18 protein-coding genes are annotated in these 18,024 nt (G+C 60.2%); 11 read left to right on the top strand and 7 right to left on the bottom strand.

Annotation, left to right across the window (positions count from 1 at the left end):
- The 5 genes from A3C3_RS46495 to A3C3_RS0131035 form a co-directional block, all read left to right on the top strand.
- Positions 1 to 182 (top strand): hypothetical protein (locus A3C3_RS46495; RefSeq protein ID WP_210163487.1); only part of this gene is annotated, 182 nt, incomplete at its 5' end.
- Positions 183 to 471: 289 nt separating this feature from the next.
- Positions 472 to 1,419, top strand: a complete 948-nt coding sequence (gene lhpI / locus A3C3_RS0131050) for a bifunctional Delta(1)-pyrroline-2-carboxylate/Delta(1)-piperideine-2-carboxylate reductase (RefSeq protein WP_022718459.1) — start codon at positions 472 to 474, stop codon at positions 1,417 to 1,419.
- A gap of 5 nt (positions 1,420 to 1,424) precedes the next feature.
- Complete coding sequence (gene hrpB, locus A3C3_RS0131045; protein ID WP_022718458.1) at positions 1,425 to 3,881, top strand: ATP-dependent helicase HrpB; 2,457 nt, start codon at positions 1,425 to 1,427, stop codon at positions 3,879 to 3,881.
- A gap of 20 nt (positions 3,882 to 3,901) precedes the next feature.
- A complete protein-coding gene (locus A3C3_RS0131040; RefSeq protein ID WP_022718457.1) occupies positions 3,902 to 5,212 on the top strand; it encodes an ActS/PrrB/RegB family redox-sensitive histidine kinase in 1,311 nt (436 codons plus the stop codon).
- Positions 5,213 to 5,285: 73 nt separating this feature from the next.
- Positions 5,286 to 5,861 (top strand): ActR/PrrA/RegA family redox response regulator transcription factor, encoded by a 576-nt coding sequence (locus A3C3_RS0131035; protein ID WP_028740154.1) that lies wholly within the window; start codon positions 5,286 to 5,288, stop codon positions 5,859 to 5,861.
- A 6-nt stretch (positions 5,862 to 5,867) separates the two neighbouring features.
- Here A3C3_RS0131035 and A3C3_RS0131030 read toward each other — a convergent pair whose 3' ends face one another.
- Positions 5,868 to 6,362 carry an MmcB family DNA repair protein gene (locus A3C3_RS0131030; protein WP_028740153.1) on the bottom strand — a complete coding sequence of 165 codons (495 nt, stop codon included), beginning with the start codon at positions 6,360 to 6,362 and terminating at the stop codon, positions 5,868 to 5,870.
- Positions 6,363 to 6,540: 178 nt separating this feature from the next.
- Here A3C3_RS0131030 and A3C3_RS0131025 point away from each other — a divergent pair, with 178 nt between their 5' ends.
- Positions 6,541 to 7,221 carry a L,D-transpeptidase gene (locus A3C3_RS0131025; protein WP_022718454.1) on the top strand — a complete coding sequence of 227 codons (681 nt, stop codon included), beginning with the start codon at positions 6,541 to 6,543 and terminating at the stop codon, positions 7,219 to 7,221.
- 74 nt (positions 7,222 to 7,295) lie between these two features.
- Here the strand turns inward: A3C3_RS0131025 and A3C3_RS0131020 are convergent, their stop codons facing one another.
- From A3C3_RS0131020 to hslV, 6 genes are all read right to left on the bottom strand, one after another.
- Positions 7,296 to 9,467 carry a malate synthase G gene (locus tag A3C3_RS0131020; protein WP_022718453.1) on the bottom strand — a complete coding sequence of 724 codons (2,172 nt, stop codon included), beginning with the start codon at positions 9,465 to 9,467 and terminating at the stop codon, positions 7,296 to 7,298.
- Positions 9,468 to 9,559: 92 nt separating this feature from the next.
- Complete coding sequence (locus A3C3_RS0131015; protein ID WP_022718452.1) at positions 9,560 to 10,972, bottom strand: cytochrome P450; 1,413 nt, start codon at positions 10,970 to 10,972, stop codon at positions 9,560 to 9,562.
- Between the two features lie 47 nt (positions 10,973 to 11,019).
- Positions 11,020 to 11,967, bottom strand: a complete 948-nt coding sequence (locus A3C3_RS0131010; protein WP_022718451.1) for a DUF1402 family protein — start codon at positions 11,965 to 11,967, stop codon at positions 11,020 to 11,022.
- A gap of 190 nt (positions 11,968 to 12,157) precedes the next feature.
- Complete coding sequence (gene hslU / locus A3C3_RS0131005) at positions 12,158 to 13,465, bottom strand: ATP-dependent protease ATPase subunit HslU (protein WP_022718450.1); 1,308 nt, start codon at positions 13,463 to 13,465, stop codon at positions 12,158 to 12,160.
- On the bottom strand, positions 13,462 to 13,986 hold the full coding sequence (locus tag A3C3_RS0131000) for a GNAT family N-acetyltransferase (protein ID WP_022718449.1): 525 nt from the start codon (positions 13,984 to 13,986) through the stop codon (positions 13,462 to 13,464). Before A3C3_RS0131000 ends, hslU begins: the two co-directional genes overlap by 4 nt.
- Entirely contained in the window at positions 13,973 to 14,500 is a 528-nt protein-coding gene (gene hslV, locus A3C3_RS0130995; RefSeq protein WP_022718448.1) for an ATP-dependent protease subunit HslV, read from the bottom strand. The genes A3C3_RS0131000 and hslV overlap by 14 nt, the downstream gene beginning before the upstream one ends.
- 177 nt (positions 14,501 to 14,677) lie before the next feature.
- Between hslV and hisB the strand changes: the two genes are divergently transcribed.
- From hisB to hisF, 5 genes are read left to right on the top strand one after another with little or no spacing between them, the layout of a single operon-like run.
- Entirely contained in the window at positions 14,678 to 15,286 is a 609-nt protein-coding gene (hisB, locus tag A3C3_RS0130990; RefSeq protein WP_022718447.1) for an imidazoleglycerol-phosphate dehydratase HisB, read from the top strand.
- Positions 15,287 to 15,310: 24 nt separating this feature from the next.
- Positions 15,311 to 15,796 carry a DUF2628 domain-containing protein gene (locus A3C3_RS0130985; protein WP_022718446.1) on the top strand — a complete coding sequence of 162 codons (486 nt, stop codon included), beginning with the start codon at positions 15,311 to 15,313 and terminating at the stop codon, positions 15,794 to 15,796.
- Positions 15,796 to 16,446: an imidazole glycerol phosphate synthase subunit HisH gene (gene hisH, locus A3C3_RS0130980; RefSeq protein ID WP_022718445.1), complete on the top strand. Its 651-nt coding sequence runs from the start codon at positions 15,796 to 15,798 to the stop codon at positions 16,444 to 16,446. The genes A3C3_RS0130985 and hisH overlap by 1 nt, the downstream gene beginning before the upstream one ends.
- A 30-nt stretch (positions 16,447 to 16,476) precedes the next feature.
- Positions 16,477 to 17,226 carry a 1-(5-phosphoribosyl)-5-[(5-phosphoribosylamino)methylideneamino]imidazole-4-carboxamide isomerase gene (gene hisA / locus A3C3_RS0130975; protein ID WP_022718444.1) on the top strand — a complete coding sequence of 250 codons (750 nt, stop codon included), beginning with the start codon at positions 16,477 to 16,479 and terminating at the stop codon, positions 17,224 to 17,226.
- Positions 17,223 to 18,011 (top strand): imidazole glycerol phosphate synthase subunit HisF, encoded by a 789-nt coding sequence (gene hisF, locus A3C3_RS0130970; protein ID WP_022718443.1) that lies wholly within the window; start codon positions 17,223 to 17,225, stop codon positions 18,009 to 18,011. The genes hisA and hisF overlap by 4 nt, the downstream gene beginning before the upstream one ends.
- Positions 18,012 to 18,024 lie beyond the last annotated feature (13 nt).

Below are 18,024 nucleotides of genomic sequence, written 5' to 3'. Positions count from 1 at the left end.
GCTCCGCCGCCCACGTTTCTCTTTCTTCTCATCTTCAATTGTCAAATAACAGACCAGACATATCCAGTCACAAGGCCAAACCGAAACCCGAAAGTCCCAGCCCCAATCAGCAATCCAGCCAATCCGGAAACCCAAGAGCGAAGGACATCGTCGCCAGCAGCGCCGCCGCCCTCGTTCAGTGACGCGGCTTATACGGCTAACCCTCAGACATAGTCAACACCGACAATCCAACTTTTTTGACATTTTTGTAACAGACTGTTTTCGCTCACGATTTTAAGGCGATGTCAAAAGCTGAGCAAATTTCTGTCCGATTTTGGACTGACGGGGTTTCGTTTTTCTATTTCGCCGTCTCGGCATCGATTTTGGCCGCTTACATTATATAGGAAGCATCTCATCACTTTCCAGATCTGCTTGCGCAGCTTCGGTCAATCGCTAGTTTGGCGTCTCGGATATTCGGTTATGGAGACTGGAATGCTTGTCCTCGATGAAGCACAAACGCGCGCAACCCTTCCCTGGGCGGAGCTTATCGAAGCGATCGCGGATATGTTTGCCGGTGAATGCGTCATGCCAGTGCGCCATCATCACGACATGCATGTCCCTGGCGAAGAAAATGCGACGCTGATTCTGATGCCTGCCTGGGTGCCCGGCCGCTATGCCGGCGTGAAGATGATCTCGGTTTTTCCGGGCAACGCCAAGCGCGCGCTGCCGGCAATCTTCGGGACCTACCTGCTTTCGTCAGGTGCAACGGGCGAAATGCTTGCGGCGATCGACGGCGGCGAGCTGACGGCACGGCGCACCGCTGCGACCTCGGCATTGGCGGCACGCTATCTGGCGCGGCCGGACGCGGCCGAGCTGCTTGTCTGCGGAACCGGCCGCCTCTCGCTCAACCTGCTACAGGCGCATACGGCCATCCGCCCGATCAAGCGCATCCATATCTGGGGGCGCAATCCTGCAGGCGCAGAAAAGGTTGCGGCCGAAGCCCGGGAGCTCGGGCTGGCCGCTGAGGCAGTCTCAGATATCGAAGCGGCGGCGCAAACCGCCGACATCGTCTCCTGCGGCACACTCTCAAGCGAGCCGCTCATTTGCGGGGCATGGCTGAAACCCGGCGCGCATCTCGATCTTGTCGGCGGCTTCAAGCCAAGCATGCGTGAGACCGACGACGAGGCGATCCGCCGAGCGTCCGTCTTCGTCGATACGCGAGCCGGTGCGATGAAGGAAGCGGGTGATATCGTTCAGCCGCTCGAAAGCGGCGTGCTCAACGAGGGTGCGATCAAGGCAGAACTTGCCGAACTCGTTCGCGGCACCCGGGGCGGCCGCAGCGCGGCAGGCGAAATCACGCTTTTCAAATCCGTGGGCGCTGCGCTCGAGGACCTCGCCGGAGCGATTCTCGCCTATGAAACCGTCACCGGCGGGAAATAAGCGCAATGCCCGTTCTGCCGGAACTTCCGGTTTCTCACGTTCTGCCCGAGATCGGAACCGCACTTGCCGAAAGCGGACGAGCCGTTCTTTCCGCGCCACCCGGCGCGGGGAAGACCACGCTTGTGCCGCTTTATCTGCTGGATCAACCATGGCGCAACGACGGCAGGATCATTGTGCTGGAGCCGCGGCGGCTGGCAGCGCGGGCTGCGGCGAGCCGCATGGCCTTTCTGCTCGGCGAACAGGTGGGCGAAACAGTCGGCTACCGCATGCGCCTCGACAACCGCATTTCCGGCAAGACGCGGATCGAAGTGGTCACCGAAGGCGTCTTTGCGCGCATGATCCTCGACGATCCGGAACTTTCGGGGGTTTCTGCGGTCATTTTCGACGAATTTCACGAGCGTTCGCTCGATGCGGATTTCGGACTGGCATTGGCGCTCGACGTGCGCTCGGCGCTCCGTAGTGATCTGCGGCTTCTCGTGATGTCGGCAACGCTCGACGTCGAGCGTGTTGCAGCACTCCTCGACCATCCGCCGGTGATCGAAAGCAGGGGCCGGAGCTTTCCGATCGACCTCCGCTATCGGGATCGCCCGGGCGGCGAGCGTATAGAGGACGCCGCTATACGGGCAATCATCGAGGCCCATGCGGGCGAGACGGGATCGATCCTCGCTTTCCTGCCTGGGCAGGCCGAGATCACCCGAACAGCGGAAAGGCTTGAAGGGCGGTTCGGGTCGGAAACGCTGATCGCCCCTCTCTACGGCAATCTCGGCCAGAAAGAGCAGGATGCAGCAATCCGGCCGGCGGTGAGGGGCACGCGCAAGATCGTGCTTGCGACCTCGATCGCCGAAACGTCGATCACCATCGACGGCGTTCGCATCGTAATCGACAGCGGGCTGCAGCGGCTGCCGGTGTTCGAGGCTTCGACAGGCATCACACGGCTGGAGACGGTGAGGGTGTCGCGGGCTTCGGCCGACCAGCGCGCCGGGCGCGCAGGCAGAACGGAACCCGGCATCGCGATCCGCCTCTGGCACCCGGGGCAGACGGCCGCCTTGCCTGCTTTTACACCGCCGCAGATCCTGTCGAGCGATCTTTCCGGACTCATGCTCGATCTGGCGCATTGGGGCGTTCAGGATCCGGCATCGCTTGCCTTTGTCGACCAGCCTCCAGCGACGACGCTGAAGGAGGCGCGCGCGCTGCTGCAGGAACTCGGAGCCCTGGACAAGGATGGAACCTTGACTGCGCGCGGACGGACGATGCGCGAACTTGCGCTGCCGCCGCGGCTGGCAGCCATGGTGGTTTCGGCCGGGGAAAGCGGCCACGCAATAGAAGCTGCGATGCTTGCCGTTCTTCTGACGGAACAGGGCCTCGGCGGCACAAGTGTCGACATCGAGGACCGTTTGCGGCGCTTCAAGACGGAAAAGGGCGGACGGGCGGATGCTTCGCGTCGCCTTGCCGCACGGCTGGCGCGCGGGCTCGACAAGATTTCCTCAAGCGCGCCACCGCTTGCCGGACAGCTCCTGCTGCATGCCTTTCCCGATCGGATTGCCCTGCAGCGCGGCGGGCGGGGACGGTACGTGATGGCAAACGGTCGTGGCGCCGAATTGTCGGCGACGGAACGTCTGGCGGGCAGCCAGATGCTGGTGATCGCCGATCTGACCGGACGCGCAACGCAGGCACGCATCCTCGCTGCGGCGGAGATTTCGCGCGGCGATGTCGAAGCCGAGCTGCCAGGTGTGATCGAGACCGGCGAGCAGACCTATTTCGACCTGCCGAGCAGGCAAGTCCGCGCCCGGCGCGCGACAAGGCTCGGGGCGATCGTTTTTGACGAAACGCCGTTGCCCCGGCCGGCCGGCGAGCGTGTTGCCGCAGCACTGGCGGATGGCATACGGCAATTGGGACTCAACGCCCTGCCCTTTTCCAAGGAAGCCATCCAGCTGCGCGAACGGATCGGCTTTCTGCATCGAACGATCGGCGCGCCATGGCCGGATCTAAGCGACGCTGCGTTATTGGAACGGCTGGACGACTGGTTCACGCCCTACCAGAGCGATGCGCGCGGGCTTTCGGATATATCCGCCGGATCGCTCACCAGCGGGTTGATGGCGCTTGTGTCGCACGAACTGCAACGTGACCTCAGCCGGCTTGCACCGACGCATTTCGACGCGCCAACGGGCCAGCGTCATCCGATCCAGTATGACGGCGAGGAGCCCCTGCTGACGATCCGGGTACAGGAGCTTTTCGGATTGAAGCAGCATCCGACGATCGGCGGCGGACGGCTGCCGCTTCTTCTCGAACTGACCTCGCCCGCGCACCGGCCGATCCAGACGACGCGCGACCTGCCAGGGTTCTGGGCAGGTTCCTGGAAGGACGTACGTGCCGAAATGCGGGGCCGCTATCCCCGGCATTCCTGGCCGGAGCGGCCAGAGGAAGCCTTGCCGACGACACGCGCCAAGCCGCGTGGTACATAAGCCTGGGCGAGGAGCCGAGCATGGCCGATGACGTCAACAACAAACCTCAGAACGACCGGCATAACAGCCGCAGGCTGCGCCTGCAGACGCTGGTACGTTTGCGCTGGCTCGCGGTCGGCGGACAGGCGGCGACGGTTTTCATCGTAGCCTTCTGGCTCAAATTCCCGTTGCCGCTGGTCGCCAGCAGCTTGCTGATTGCAGCGCTTGCCTGGGTCAATTTCTTTCTGACGATCCGCTATCCGCCGACGCATCGCCTGGAACCGCCGGCTGCCTTCGCACTGCTCGGGCTGGATCTGCTGCAGCTCTGCGCCCTGCTGTTTATCACCGGCGGCCTGGCGAACCCGTTTGCGGCGCTCGTCTGCGTGCCGGTCATCATTTCCTTTGCCTCCCAGCCGATCCGCTACAGCGTTGCACTCATCGTCTTTGCAATGGTCTGCATCACGATCCTCGCCTTCTCGCCCTTCCCGCTTCCATGGTTCAATGGTGCCGAGATCAATGTGCACAACGTCATGCAGTTCGGTGTCTGGTGCTCGATTGCTTCGACCATGGTCTTTGCAGCTTTTTATGCCTATCGCGTTTCGATGGAAGCAAGCCAGCTGGCGGATGCACTGGCCGCGACCGAACTCGTACTGCAGAGGGAAAAGCACCTTTCGCAACTCGACGGCCTGGCCGCGGCGGCGGCACATGAGCTCGGAACGCCGCTTGCGACGATCAGCGTCGTGGCAAAGGAGATGGAGCGCGAACTGAAGGACGACGACCGGTTCCGCGAGGACGTGCAGCTGCTGCGCAGCCAGAGCGAACGTTGCCGCGATATCCTGAAGCGACTGACGAGCCTTTCGGCGGAGGGCGATGCGCATATGCGGCGGCTGCCGCTGTCTTCGATGATCGAGGAGATCATTGCGCCCTATCGCGAATTTCCGATTGAAGTCGAACTGATCGAGAAAAGTCCGCGCAAGGGTGAACCGGTCACGGAGCGCAATGCCGGGATCATGTATGGGCTTGGCAATCTCATCGAAAATGCCGTCGATTATGCTCGCGAGAAGGTAACGGTCACGGTCGAACATGACCACAACAAGGTGCTGATCATCATCGAGGACGACGGCAACGGCTACGCACCGGATATTCTTACCCGTATCGGAGAGCCTTACGTCACCAAAAGGCAGAAGGAGGATACGGCAGGCGGGCTGGGGCTTGGACTTTTCATCGCCAAGACACTGCTTGAACGTTCCGGTGCGACGCTGGTTTTCGAGAACCGCGATCCGGAAAGTGAAGGAGCGCGTATCCGTGTCGAATGGCCGCGCATGCTCATCGATGCAAATTCGACAAAATGACTTTATCGGCATAATGAAGATATGTGCAGTTGGCAAATATAAGGCGGGTTGCAAGCCGCCAGGATCGAAGACCATGACCGAACAAAGCCACGAAACCCTTACCGCCGGCGAACACGACATCGGCCCCGATGCGAGCCTCTTGATCGTCGACGATGACGGCCCCTTCCTGCGACGCCTGGCGCGCGCGATGGAGACACGCGGCTTCCAGGTCGAAATGGCGGAATCGGTTGCGGAAGGTGTTGCAAAGTCGAAGAGCCATCCGCCGAAATATGCTGTGGTCGACCTGCGGCTCGGCGATGGTAACGGCCTCGACGTCATCGAAGCGATCCGCCAGCGCCGGGACGATACGCGGATCATCGTGCTGACGGGCTACGGCAATATCGCAACGGCAGTGACGGCCGTGAAACTGGGAGCCGTCGACTATCTCGCGAAGCCTGCCGATGCGGACGACGTGTTCGCAGCCTTGACTCAGCGGCCGGGCGAAAAGGCGGAACTTCCCGAAAATCCAATGTCGGCCGACCGGGTTCGTTGGGAACATATCCAGCGTGTCTACGAAATGTGCGAGCGCAACGTCTCCGAAACAGCGCGGCGGCTCAACATGCACCGCCGCACGCTGCAGCGAATTCTCGCCAAACGCGCTCCGAAATAGCCGCTGTTAGATATGGTCGGCGGCAAGCTGCTTGCCATTCGCCCATTCGGCCAACATCAGTCTCTGCGCGGCGGCACGGGAGAAATTCAGTGTGACCGACTTGCGGGTTGCCGGCGCCAGGCGGTGTTCCGGCGCTTCGCGGATCATATGCGCGCCATAGCCGTCCGACAGGAACAGTCCGCATTCCTCCGGGAAGATATCAAGCGGTACATCCTTATGCGTCGCAAAGAAAAGCCGGTCGCAATGCAGCCGGTATTCAGGCCATTTGCGATCAACCCGAAAATCCTCGATCGAGGTTTTGATCTCGATAATCCAGATCTCGCCCTTTTCCGACATGGTGATCAGATCGGCGCGTCGGCCGCTCGCCAACGGCAGTTCAGGCAGAACCGCATGACGCATGTCGTGAAGTAATATCTGAGTCCCTCGGCGCACGAGCATAGCTCTGTCCGATTGCCGGCCATCTATTAACGGGTTGTTATTGTAAACGCTCAAAATCGTCATGGATAACCGTTTGGGAACACCCCGCTCTGTTGCAAAAAAACCATGCGGTTCTACTTTGCCGCTGCGGGTAACTCTCGTCGCACTGCAACATCTTGCAAAGACGAAGTTAATCGAAAATAAACCATAATCAAAGATGGTTCCAAGACCGTTTCCTCACTGCCAATCCTAAGAGATATTCATGCGCATCCGCAATGCATTCCCTGTGTTCGGCCTGATCGCGACCCTCGCTCTGGCCGGCTGCTCCACCAATTCCGATCGCGCTTCCCTCGAAGACAAGGCCGCCGGCCCGACTGTCCAGACGGCGCAGATCTTCGACGACGCCTACGGCGTGAGGACGGATGCCGGATACGCTCTGCCCGCCATCCCGATCCAGCGCGTCAAGCCGGAGTTCCGCCGACAGATCGTTTCCTACGAGACGACCGAGCGTCCGGGCACGATCATCGTCAACACCCGCGAACGCCACCTTTACTACGTCCTGCCGGGCGGCAAGGCGATGCGCTACGGCATCGGTGTCGGCAAGCAGGGCTTCGCATGGGCCGGCACGGCCTATGTCGCCTGGAAGCAGGAATGGCCGACCTGGCATCCGCCGAAGGAAATGGCTGTCCGCAAGCCCGACATTGCAAAATACGTCGAAGACGGCATGGGCCCAGGTCTCACGAATCCGCTCGGCGCACGCGCCATGTATCTCTTCAACGAAAAGGGTCAGGATACCCTTTTCCGTCTTCACGGCACGCCCGAATGGGCCTCCATCGGCACCGCCGCTTCGTCCGGCTGCATCCGCCTCATGAACCAGGACGTTATCGACCTCTACAGCCGTGTCCGTCCGGGCAAGGCGACCAAGGTCATCGTTATCCAGTAAGCTAAAAAGTGAATTCGGTATAAAAAAGGCCGCCGGAATTTTCTTCCGGTGGCCTTTTTGTTAGATCACGAGCTTTATGCTGCCTGCCTGCCTTTGAGCTCAAGGCGGCGGCGATGAAGAACCGGTTCCGTGTAGCCGCTCGGCTGCTCCCTGCCCTTCAAGACAAGGTCGACGGCAGCCTGGAAGGCGACCGAGCGCTCGAAATTCTCCGCCATCGGCATATAGGCAGGATCGCCGGCATTCTGCTGATCGACGACTGCGGCCATGCGCTTCATCGTTTCGATGATCTGTGCTTCGCTGACGACGTTGTGGTGCAGCCAGTTGGCCATGTGCTGAGCGGAAATCCGAAGCGTTGCGCGGTCTTCCATCAGCCCGACATTGTTGATGTCGGGCACCTTTGAGCAGCCGACACCCTGGTCGACCCAACGGACGACGTAGCCGAGGATGCCCTGCGCATTATTGTCGAGTTCTCGCTGGATTTCATCCGCTGTCCAGTTCGGCCGGGTGGCGACCGGAACGGAAAGGATATCGGACAGCTTGGCGCGCGCACGATCCTTCAGTGCGCGCTGAACATCGGCCACGTTGATCCGGTGATAATGCGTCGCATGCAGTGTTGCTGCGGTTGGCGAGGGAACCCAGGCAGTGTTGGCGCCGGCCTTCGGGTGAGCGATCTTCTGCTCCAGCATGGCTGCCATCAGGTCAGGCATCGCCCACATGCCCTTGCCGATCTGCGCGTGACCGGACAGGCCGCATTCGAGGCCGATATCGACGTTCCAGTTCTCGTAGGCGGAAATCCAGGCCGCCTGCTTCATATCGCCCTTGCGGATCATCGGGCCCGCTTCCATCGAGGTATGGATCTCGTCTCCGGTGCGGTCGAGGAAGCCGGTATTGATGAAGACGACGCGCTCGCGGGCAGCACGAATGCATTCCTTGAGATTTACGGTCGTGCGTCGCTCCTCATCCATGATCCCCATCTTCATCGTGTTCTTCGGCATGCCGAGCAGTTCTTCGACGCGAGCGAAAATCTCGACGGCGAAGGCCACTTCCTCAGGCCCATGCATCTTCGGCTTGACGACATACATCGAGCCCGTGCGCGAGTTCTTGTGGAGGCCGTTGGGACCGATATCGTAAAGCGCGATCAGGCCCGTAATGGCGGCATCCATGATACCTTCGGGAACTTCCCGGCCGTCGCGGTCGAGGATAGCCGGATTGCTCATAAGGTGGCCGACATTGCGGACGAGCATCAGCGAGCGGCGGTGCAAGTCAAAGGCGGAACCGTCCGGCGCCTGATAGGTGATGTCGGGATTGAGCTTGCGGACGAACGTCGCGCCGCCCTTGCTGACCTCCTCCTGCAGGTCAGCCCTCATGAGGCCTAGCCAGTTGCGATAGACGACGACCTTGTCCTCGGCATCGACGGCGGCGATCGAATCCTCGCAGTCCATGATCGTCGTGATCGCAGATTCGAGCCAGACATCGGAGATCTGCGCCGGATCGCCCTTTCCGATCGGCGTCGAGCCATCGATGATAATCTCGATGTGAATGCCGTTGTTTTCCAAGAGAAGATGTGTCGGCGTGTGCGCATCACCTCGATAGCCGGCGAAATGCCGATGATCCGCGAGGGCCAGTTGTTCGCCGTCCGTCGAGGTGACCGCGAGATTTCCGCCGTCGACCTTGAAGGCAGCGGTATCCTTCCAGCTCGCGCCTTCGAGCGGAGCGGCGCTGTCCAGAAAATCGCGAACCCAGCCGATGACCTTTTCGCCGCGCTTCGGATTGTATCCCTTGCCTTTTTCCGCTCCGTCGCTTTCGGGAATGGCATCCGTGCCGTAAAGCGCATCATAGAGTGAGCCCCAGCGCGCATTTGCGGCGTTCAGCGCGTAACGCGCATTCATGACGGGAACGACGAGCTGTGGCCCTGCAATCGAAGCAATCTCGGGATCGACATTCTCGGTCGAAACTTGAAAATCCGAGCCTTCCGGCAGCAGGTAGCCGATTTCGCGAAGAAAGGCCTGATAGCTTTCCATGTCCGCCGGCGCACCGTTCTGGCGATACCATTCGTCAATACGCGCCTGCAGGTGATCGCGTTTCAGAAGCAGTTTTCGGTTCTTCGGCGCGAGGTCATGAACGATTGCGGAAAAGCCGGCGAAGAATGCATCCGCGTCGACCGAAAGGCCGGGAAGCACTTCGTTGACGATGAAGTCATGAAGGACGGTTTCGATGGAAAGACCGTTCTTTTCGATGCAGCTCATGCAATTCTCCTCCCGCGGAAGGCGGCGTTTTTCACATTCTGTCAATTTGCGCCGCTTTCATTCATAGTCAATTCTGCAATAGTTCTAAAGATTTATGCCGACAAGGAAACAGTACGCTCCGTGACGCGCATCGGCAGACCGTTCTGAGGTTGGGTCGTCAGCTTTTGCACTGGCCAGGGATTGGTCTTTTCCGTCACATCGAAGCGGAAACGGCTCATCAATACGGCTAGCGCGATGACCGCCTCCTGCATGGCGAAGGTAGCACCAATGCAGACGCGCGGACCTGCACCGAATGGCAGAAACTGGAACCGGCCGATCTTGCCGCGGTTTTCCGGGAAAAACCGCTCGGGCATATAGGCACGCGGCTTCTCCCAATAGAGCTCATGCCGGTGAAGAGTCCAGGGCATGATGAGCACCGTCATGCCGGCATGGATATCGACCTTCTCGCCCTTGGAATCTGTCCAGCTGTCGTCAGCGATCGCAGCGCGGTCGATGGACGGGGCCGGCGGATAGAGCCTTAGGGCCTCTTCGAAGGCGGCGCGGGTGAAGGGCATCAGATCAAGCCATTCGACGGGCTCGGCGCCGCTTGCGAGAACGCGGCCGATCTCTTCTTCCATCGCGTCGCGGATATGCGGACTGTTCGCCACGCAATAGAGCGTCCATGCGAGCGCTCGCGCCGTCGTTTCGTGACCCGCGCCGATAAAGGTCAGGATATTGTCTTCGATTTCTTCATTGGTGAGGCCGCCCGTCGCTGCCCGGTCGAGCAGCAGAGTCAGAAAATCTTCTGGCGCCGAGCCACGATCGGCAGCCATGCGCCGGAGCCTGGCGTCCATCGTCTGCCGCACGATGGTGCGGAACTTGTCGAGAACCTTCTGGCCACCAATGCGTGTCACCCGCGGCACCCAGGACGGCGCTCGCAGGAGATCCATGGGATCGACGCGACCCATACGGTGCAGAAGCGCGTTCACATCCTCAGCAAAGCTGTCTGATGAGGTGACGATCTCACCGGAAAACAACGTATCGGCAAGGATCGCAAAGGTAAGCTCGGTCATATCGCTGGCGATTTCGAATACTTGGCTCTCGCCTGCGGCCGCTTCGTATTTTCGCGCATAGGCCTCGGATTGCCGCAGCATTTGCCCTGCGAAACCGTTGGCGTGGCGCGGCGTGAAGACGGGAGCAACCGCCTTGCGCGATCGCTTCCAGACCTCCCCTTCGGCCGTCAGCAATCCGTCGCGCAATATGGGGCGCAATACGAGCTGGCGGATATCCGCCATGCGGTAGTTCGCAACGTTGTCGACCAGCACATGTTTGATGAGACCCGGATCGTTGACGATGATCGTGCTGTCGTGGAAGAAGCGGGTCTTGATCCAGGGAAGCGTGTAGGACGGCTCGCCCCAGAGCTCCAGCGGATTGCGAAGGATCGTGCGGATGATCTCCAGTCGCGATGGCGGCACAGAGCGCGGCAGCGGTGCGGGTGGAACAAACGGTTCCGGTCGCATATCCATGGAAACGGCCTTTCGCGGAGGATTATAACCTCCCGCCAAGGCGAAGGTTAGAGCAGGCCCTCAAGCTCGTCCAGCTTGTCGTTGATCAGCCAGCCGTAATAATTCTCCTCTGGCCAGACTAGCGCACCTGCGGCCCGGTTCTTCGCGGCGAGAGCCAAAGCGCGCTGGCGCGAATTGCCGACATTGTAAAGCGTCGCGGTCAGACCAGGATTCTTCGAAATATCCATGCCGGCGATCTGCTTGTAATCTTCGATCGACTCGCGGATCGAGGCCGCAACGAAGGCGAGCGAGATATCCGGCTCCATGATGGCGCGGTAGACGGCGCCGGCGTCCTTTTCGTTCAGTCTCGGATAGCCGGAAACACGGCTGACCAGATCAGAGAGCATTAATGCCGTCAGCGGGTTCACCTGGCCGAGCCCAAAGGTCTGACCAGCATAAAACGGTTGGAAGAACACGGCGCTGAAGCGATTGTTCGGGAAGCTCTTGCCGTCCACAGCCTTTCCACGGAAGTCGCGTTCCCACACATCTTCACGGCAGCTCCAGAGCAGATAGGAATCACGCTTGCCGTTGCACTCTGCAAACTGCGGACGATCGACGAAGGTGTCGACATCCTCGCCCTCATAGGCAAAGCGGAAGCTCTCGCCGGCATAGGAGGCGGCCTTCACGTAGTAGGACTGAAGGCGGTCATAAGCATCGACGTTATAAGTGTGCTCGCCGACGATGGCGCCGATGACATGGATAGGATCGATGCTGTAGGCGGCGGCCGTCTTCCTGATCTTGCCCATCAGTTCGCGATCGGTGGAGAGCAGTTCGTAGACTTTCTCGTATTTCCGGTCGAAGGTCGACTTGGTGCCCTTGGTGCGGCGGACGGATGCGCCGGGGACCGCCGGCTGCTCGATGTTGCGATTGCCGGGCGGCACGACCTCAATGGCATAGGCTGGCACGGATGTGAGCGCCGCGATGGCGATCAGGAGGCATGTCAAAAGGCGTCGCACGATCAGCTATTCCGTCTGGTTATATCGTCTTCATGGCGAAGCGCGCTGACTGGACCAGAATCTTGGCCGAATAAAGCCGCGTTCACAAACAAGCGGGCCTTTCACTAAGAAGTAAAAGGCCCGCTGTCGAGAGTTCAGACTGTCGAAATCCGCTGTGAAACCTGCAAAGGTTGCAGCCGGTGCGGCAATATCACAGGATGAAGCGCGAGAGATCCGTGTTCTGCGCCAGATCGCCGACGTGCTCACGCACATAGGCCGAGTCGATCTTTATCGCCGAACCACCGCGATCGGGCGCGTTGAAGGAAATATCGTCCAGTACACGCTCCATCACCGTCTGCAGCCGGCGAGCGCCGATGTTTTCGACCGAAGAGTTCAGATGGACTGCGACATCAGCCAGGGCATCGATTGCATCGTCGGTGAATTCTAGGTTCAGGTTCTCCGTTTCCATGAGCGCGCGATACTGCCGGATCAGGCTCGCCTCGGTTTCGGTCAGGATACGGCGGAAGTCCTCCTTGGTCAGCGGCCGAAGTTCGACACGGATCGGCAGGCGGCCCTGCAATTCCGGCAGGAGATCGGAAGGCTTCGACACATGGAAGGCGCCCGAGGCGATGAAGAGAACGTGGTCTGTCTTCACCGGTCCATACTTCGTGGAGACGGTCGTTCCTTCGACGAGTGGCAGAAGATCGCGCTGCACGCCTTCGCGCGACACGCCGGCCCCCATGCCGCCGTCACGCGCCGCAATCTTGTCGATCTCGTCGAGGAAGACGATGCCATCATTTTCGACCGCGCGCACGGCGTCGCGCTGGATGATGTCATTGTCGATCAGCTTGTCGGACTCATCGCGGATGAGATCGGTATAGGAAGCCTTCACCGTCGTGCGGACCTTCTTTGTGCGTCCGCCCAGCGCCTTGCCGAACATTTCCGAGATGTTGAGAACACCGATATTGGCACCGGGCATGCCGGGGATTTCAAAGCCGCCCATGCCCGCGCCGGTATCGGCAACCTCGATATCGATTTCCTTGTCGTCGAGTTCACCGTTGCGCAGCTTCTTGCGGAAGCTGTCACGGGTGGCAGGAGAGGCGGTCGCACCGACAAGGGCATCAAGGACGCGTTCCTCGGCACTCATATGAGCCTTAGATTCGACCTCGGCGCGCTTCTTGTCGCGCGCGAGCCCGATGCCGATTTCGACGAGGTCGCGGATGATTTGTTCGACATCGCGGCCGACATAACCGACCTCAGTGAACTTGGTTGCCTCGACCTTGATGAAAGGCGCACCGGCAAGCTTGGCAAGACGGCGGGAAATCTCCGTTTTGCCGACACCGGTCGGGCCGATCATCAGGATATTCTTGGGCATCACTTCGTCACGCAGGCTCGGATCGAGCTGCTGACGGCGCCAGCGGTTGCGGAGCGCAATCGCCACGGCGCGCTTGGCCTCATGCTGACCGATAATGTAGCGGTCGAGTTCGGAAACGATCTCGCGGGGGGAAAAGGTGGTCATGGTAAATCCGTTTCTCCGGGTGCGTCCAGCGCCATGAAATGGGCCGGACCGTAAATGGAAGTTCTTGTATCGACGTAGCGAAAGCCCGCCTTCTCGTAAGCCCTGATCGCCTGAAGGTTTTCAGGATCCGGATCGATCACGATGCGCTTGGCGCCATCTGCAAAAAGCTCGGACGTAAACTGGCGGATGATCGCAGCCCCGTGGCCCTTGTCCGTCAGTTCCGGGATACCGATCGAGATGTCGATGCCGAGCGTACCCTTCGGCTGATCCTGATAAGGATGGCCTTCCTCAAGATGAGGATCGTAACTTTGCAGATAACCTATAGGCTTTCCGTCCAGTTCCACGATCATTGGCCGGGTTTCTTCGCTCGTCATTGCCTCTTCGATCGAACCAAGCTCCGTTGAAGGTTCGCCCCACCATCTCGCGACATGCGGCTCCGCAAGCCATTGCGCCAGAAGGGGGAAATCCTCACGGCGGACGTCGCGGAAACGGTATCGCGAGGCAGGCTTAGTTTTCAGCATCCAGTGTTTCCACCACCATGTTGTGGTTCGTATAGACGCAGATATCGGCTGCGATATCCAGCGCGCGGCGGGCGACCTCCTCGGCAGACTTGTCCGTATCCATCAGGGCACGCGCCGCCGCCAATGCGTAGTTGCCGCCAGATCCGATCGCCGTGACGCCATGTTCGGGCTCCAGAACATCGCCGTTGCCGGTGACTGCCAGCGTTATCGATTTGTCCGCGACCAGCATCATGGCCTCGAGATTGCGAAGATATTTGTCCGTGCGCCAGTCCTTGGCGAGCTCAACGGCTGCGCGCATTAACTGGCCGGGATACTGTTCGAGCTTCTTTTCAAGACGCTCGAGCAGCGTAAATGCGTCCGCGGTCGCACCAGCGAAGCCGGCAATGACCTCGCCCTTACCGATACGGCGCACCTTGCGCGCATTGCCCTTCATGACGGTCTGACCGAGGCTGACCTGGCCGTCACCGGCCATCACCACCTTGCCGCCCTTTCGAATTGTAATAATCGTTGTCATCAAAACATCCTTGCCCGGATCAGCGGGCGTTACGTCGAGCCGCTCTCCGGCCCTGTGAGCCCCTATGTAAGTTGGCCGATGCCGATTGCAAATGGGCCGGTTTTCTGCCCGTACACTTCTGGATATTTTAGGGAACGCCTGATAAGGAACGGCCGTCATCCCTGATGGAGCAGCCATATGGCCGAGACTGCAGCAAGCCGCATGGGCAATGTTTCCCGCAAGACGAACGAGACTTCGGTTTCCGTTTCCGTCAATCTTGATGGTAGCGGCAAAGCCAAGATCTCGACGGGCGTCGGCTTCTTCGACCATATGCTCGATCAGCTTTCGCGACATTCCCTGATCGATATGGAGATCGAGACGAAGGGCGACCTGCATGTCGACGATCACCACACGGTCGAAGATACCGGCATTGCGATAGGCCAGGCGATTGCAAAAGCGCTCGGCGACCGTCGTGGCATCACCCGCTATGCTTCGATCGACCTTGCCATGGACGAGACGATGACGAAAGCCGCCGTCGATCTTTCCGGCCGACCGTTCCTTGTCTGGAACGTCGCCTTCAGCGCGCCGAAGATCGGCACCTTCGACACGGAACTTGTCCGCGAATTCTTCCAGGCACTTGCGCAGAACGCCGGCATCACCTTGCATATCTTGAACCATTATGGTGCCAACAACCATCATATTGCAGAGACCTGCTTCAAGGCCGTTGCCCGCGCGCTGCGCATGGCGACAGAGATCGATCCAAGACAGGCGGGCCGTGTTCCCTCGACGAAGGGCACGCTCGTCTGAGCCCCTTCAGGGAGCTTGAACGATATGACTTCCAGCTATCTGGTTTTGACGGCTCCGGGCGGAACGGATGTCACCCATGAGAAGACGCGCGTCATCCGCGACGGGTTCACGCTGCTCGGTTTTCTCTTTCCCTGGCTATGGCTTCTTGTACACCGGCTTTGGCTCTATGCGATTGCAGCATTCCTGCTTCAGGCGCTCGGCGGCGTTTTAATGGACCGGCCCGGACTCTGGCCGGCAGGATTCGCGATCACGCTCGGCACTTGCATCCTAGCCGGCTTCGAGGGCCAGAACCTGCGAATCCGAAATCTCGCTTCCAAAGGCTGGAACGAAGAAGCCGTGATTACGGCAGATTCGCTTGCGACAGCGGAAGCGACCTATTTTTCGAATATCGAGACCAATGCCGATGGCGACCGCATGCCGGCACCGGAGTGGGAGCGACATCCGCATTCCCCCGGCCGCCATGGCAATACGACTTCGCTTGGTCTCTTTGGGTTTAACGGAGGACGCTGATGCGCGTCGCAATTATCGACTACGGCTCGGGCAATCTGCGCTCGGCAACGAAGGCCTTCGAACGCGCCGCACGCGAGGCAGGCATCGACGCCCATATCGACCTGACGGACAAGGCCGAGAATGTCGCGTCGGCCGACCGTGTCGTTCTGCCGGGTGTCGGTGCCTATGCCGATTGCCGCCACGGGCTCGATGCCGTTCCCGGCATGACCGAAGCGCTGATCGAAGCCGTTGAGAGGAAGGCAAAGCCGTTTCTCGGTATCTGCGTCGGTATGCAGCTGATGTCGTCGCGCGGCCTTGAAAAAACTGTAACGGAAGGTTTCGGCTGGATTCCTGGCGACGTCGTTGAAATGACGCCGGACGATCCGGACCTCAAGATTCCGCAGATCGGCTGGAACACGCTCGACCTTCGGCATCCGCATCCGCTCTTCGAAGGCATTCCGACAGGGCCTGATGGCCTGCATGCCTATTTCGTGCATTCTTACTATCTGGCCGCGGGGAACGCCGGCGATGTCATCGCCACCACGGAGTACGGCGGAGCGATGACGGCCTTCGTCGGACGCGACAACATGGCAGGTTCGCAATTCCATCCGGAGAAGAGCCAGAAGCTCGGTCTCGCCCTGATCACCAATTTCCTGCGCTGGAAGCCTTAGGGTCGCGCAGACCGCAAGGACTGAACCAACATGATTCTATTTCCCGCCATCGACCTCAAGGACGGCCAATGCGTTCGCCTGAAGCTCGGCGATATGGAGCAGGCAACGGTCTACAACCCCGACCCTGCCGCACAGGCGAAAACTTTCGAAGACCAGGGCTTCGAATGGCTGCACGTTGTTGACCTCAACGGCGCCTTTACCGGCGAAAGTGTCAACGGCGCGGCCGTCGACACGATCCTCAAGGCAACGAAGAATCCGGTGCAGCTCGGCGGCGGCATCCGAACGCTGTCGCATATCGAAAACTGGCTTTCGCGCGGCCTGACACGTGTGATCCTCGGTACGGTTGCCGTTCGTGATCCGGCGCTGGTCGTCGAGGCCTGCAAGCAGTTTCCGGGCAGCGTCGCCGTCGGCATCGATGCGAAGGGCGGCAAGGTGGCCGTGGAGGGCTGGGCGGAAGCCTCCGAGCTTGGCGTCGTCGAACTTGCCAGGAAATTCGAAGGTGCCGGCGTGGCGGCAATCATCTACACGGACATCGATCGCGATGGGATCCTGACCGGCATCAACTGGACCTCGACATTGGAACTTGCCGATGCCGTTTCGATCCCGGTGATTGCCTCGGGCGGGCTCGCTTCGATCGAGGATGTGAAGCGCATGCTGCAGCCCGACGCCCGCAAGCTGGAAGGTGCCATCTCCGGCCGTGCGCTGTATGATGGACGTATTGATCCTCAGGAAGCCTTGGCGCTGATCAAGGCGGCGCGGGAGAAGGAAGACACACAATGACCCTGAAAGCCCGCGTCATCCCTTGCCTCGACGTCAAAGACGGCCGTGTCGTCAAGGGCGTCAATTTCGTCAACCTGATCGATGCCGGCGATCCGGTCGAGGCTGCGAAAGCCTATGATGCTGCCGGCGCTGACGAGCTCTGCTTCCTCGACATCACGGCTTCATCGGACAATCGCGAAACGATCTTCGATGTCGTTTCCCGCACCGCCGATCAGTGCTTCATGCCGCTGACTGTCGGCGGCGGCGTGCGCAGCATCGGCGATATCCGCAAGCTGCTGCTCTGCGGTGCCGACAAGGTCTCGATCAATTCGGCGGCCGTGAACAATCCGGACTTCGTCGCTGAAGCTGCCGACAAGTTCGGCGACCAATGCATCGTCGTTTCGATCGACGCCAAGCGGCGGCGCACGCAGGCTGTTGGCCAGGACAACTTGAGCGCCTGGGAAATCTACACCCACGGCGGCCGCAACGCGACCGGCATCGATGCCGTGGAATTTGCACAGAAGATGGTTGCCCGCGGCGCCGGCGAGCTGCTTGTCACCTCGATGGATCGCGACGGCACGAAAGTCGGCTACGATCTTGAGCTCACCCGGGCGATCGCCGATTGCGTCCGCGTGCCCGTGATTGCATCGGGCGGCGTCGGCGATCTCGACGATCTGGTTGCAGGCGTGAAGGATGGGCATGCCAATGCCGTGCTTGCTGCCTCCATCTTCCATTTCGGCACCTATTCCGTCGGCGAAGCGAAGCACTATATGTCTTCGCATGGCATCGCGATGCGCCTCGACTGATTGAAAGCGACAG

This window comes from Rhizobium mongolense USDA 1844 (assembly GCF_000419765.1).
Taxonomy (GTDB): Bacteria; Pseudomonadota; Alphaproteobacteria; order Rhizobiales; family Rhizobiaceae; genus Rhizobium; species Rhizobium mongolense.
Note: the sequence above shows the minus strand (reverse complement) of the source record. Positions and strands in the feature narration are given on the sequence as shown.

Bases quoted from the DNA above. Each gene is read 5' to 3' on its own strand.
- lhpI (WP_022718459.1), top strand. From the start codon at position 472: ATGCTTGTCCTCGATGAAGCACAAACGCGCGCAACCCTTCCCTGGGCG.
- hrpB (WP_022718458.1), top strand. From the start codon at position 1,425: ATGCCCGTTCTGCCGGAACTTCCGGTTTCTCACGTTCTGCCCGAGATC.
- A3C3_RS0131040 (WP_022718457.1), top strand. From the start codon at position 3,902: ATGGCCGATGACGTCAACAACAAACCTCAGAACGACCGGCATAACAGC.
- A3C3_RS0131035 (WP_028740154.1), top strand. From the start codon at position 5,286: ATGACCGAACAAAGCCACGAAACCCTTACCGCCGGCGAACACGACATC.
- A3C3_RS0131030 (WP_028740153.1), bottom strand. From the start codon at position 6,362: ATGACGATTTTGAGCGTTTACAATAACAACCCGTTAATAGATGGCCGG.
- A3C3_RS0131025 (WP_022718454.1), top strand. From the start codon at position 6,541: ATGCGCATCCGCAATGCATTCCCTGTGTTCGGCCTGATCGCGACCCTC.
- A3C3_RS0131020 (WP_022718453.1), bottom strand. From the start codon at position 9,467: ATGAGCTGCATCGAAAAGAACGGTCTTTCCATCGAAACCGTCCTTCAT.
- A3C3_RS0131015 (WP_022718452.1), bottom strand. From the start codon at position 10,972: ATGGATATGCGACCGGAACCGTTTGTTCCACCCGCACCGCTGCCGCGC.
- hslU (WP_022718450.1), bottom strand. From the start codon at position 13,465: ATGACCACCTTTTCCCCCCGCGAGATCGTTTCCGAACTCGACCGCTAC.
- A3C3_RS0131000 (WP_022718449.1), bottom strand. From the start codon at position 13,986: ATGCTGAAAACTAAGCCTGCCTCGCGATACCGTTTCCGCGACGTCCGC.
- hslV (WP_022718448.1), bottom strand. From the start codon at position 14,500: ATGACAACGATTATTACAATTCGAAAGGGCGGCAAGGTGGTGATGGCC.
- hisB (WP_022718447.1), top strand. From the start codon at position 14,678: ATGGCCGAGACTGCAGCAAGCCGCATGGGCAATGTTTCCCGCAAGACG.
- A3C3_RS0130985 (WP_022718446.1), top strand. From the start codon at position 15,311: ATGACTTCCAGCTATCTGGTTTTGACGGCTCCGGGCGGAACGGATGTC.
- hisH (WP_022718445.1), top strand. From the start codon at position 15,796: ATGCGCGTCGCAATTATCGACTACGGCTCGGGCAATCTGCGCTCGGCA.
- hisA (WP_022718444.1), top strand. From the start codon at position 16,477: ATGATTCTATTTCCCGCCATCGACCTCAAGGACGGCCAATGCGTTCGC.
- hisF (WP_022718443.1), top strand. From the start codon at position 17,223: ATGACCCTGAAAGCCCGCGTCATCCCTTGCCTCGACGTCAAAGACGGC.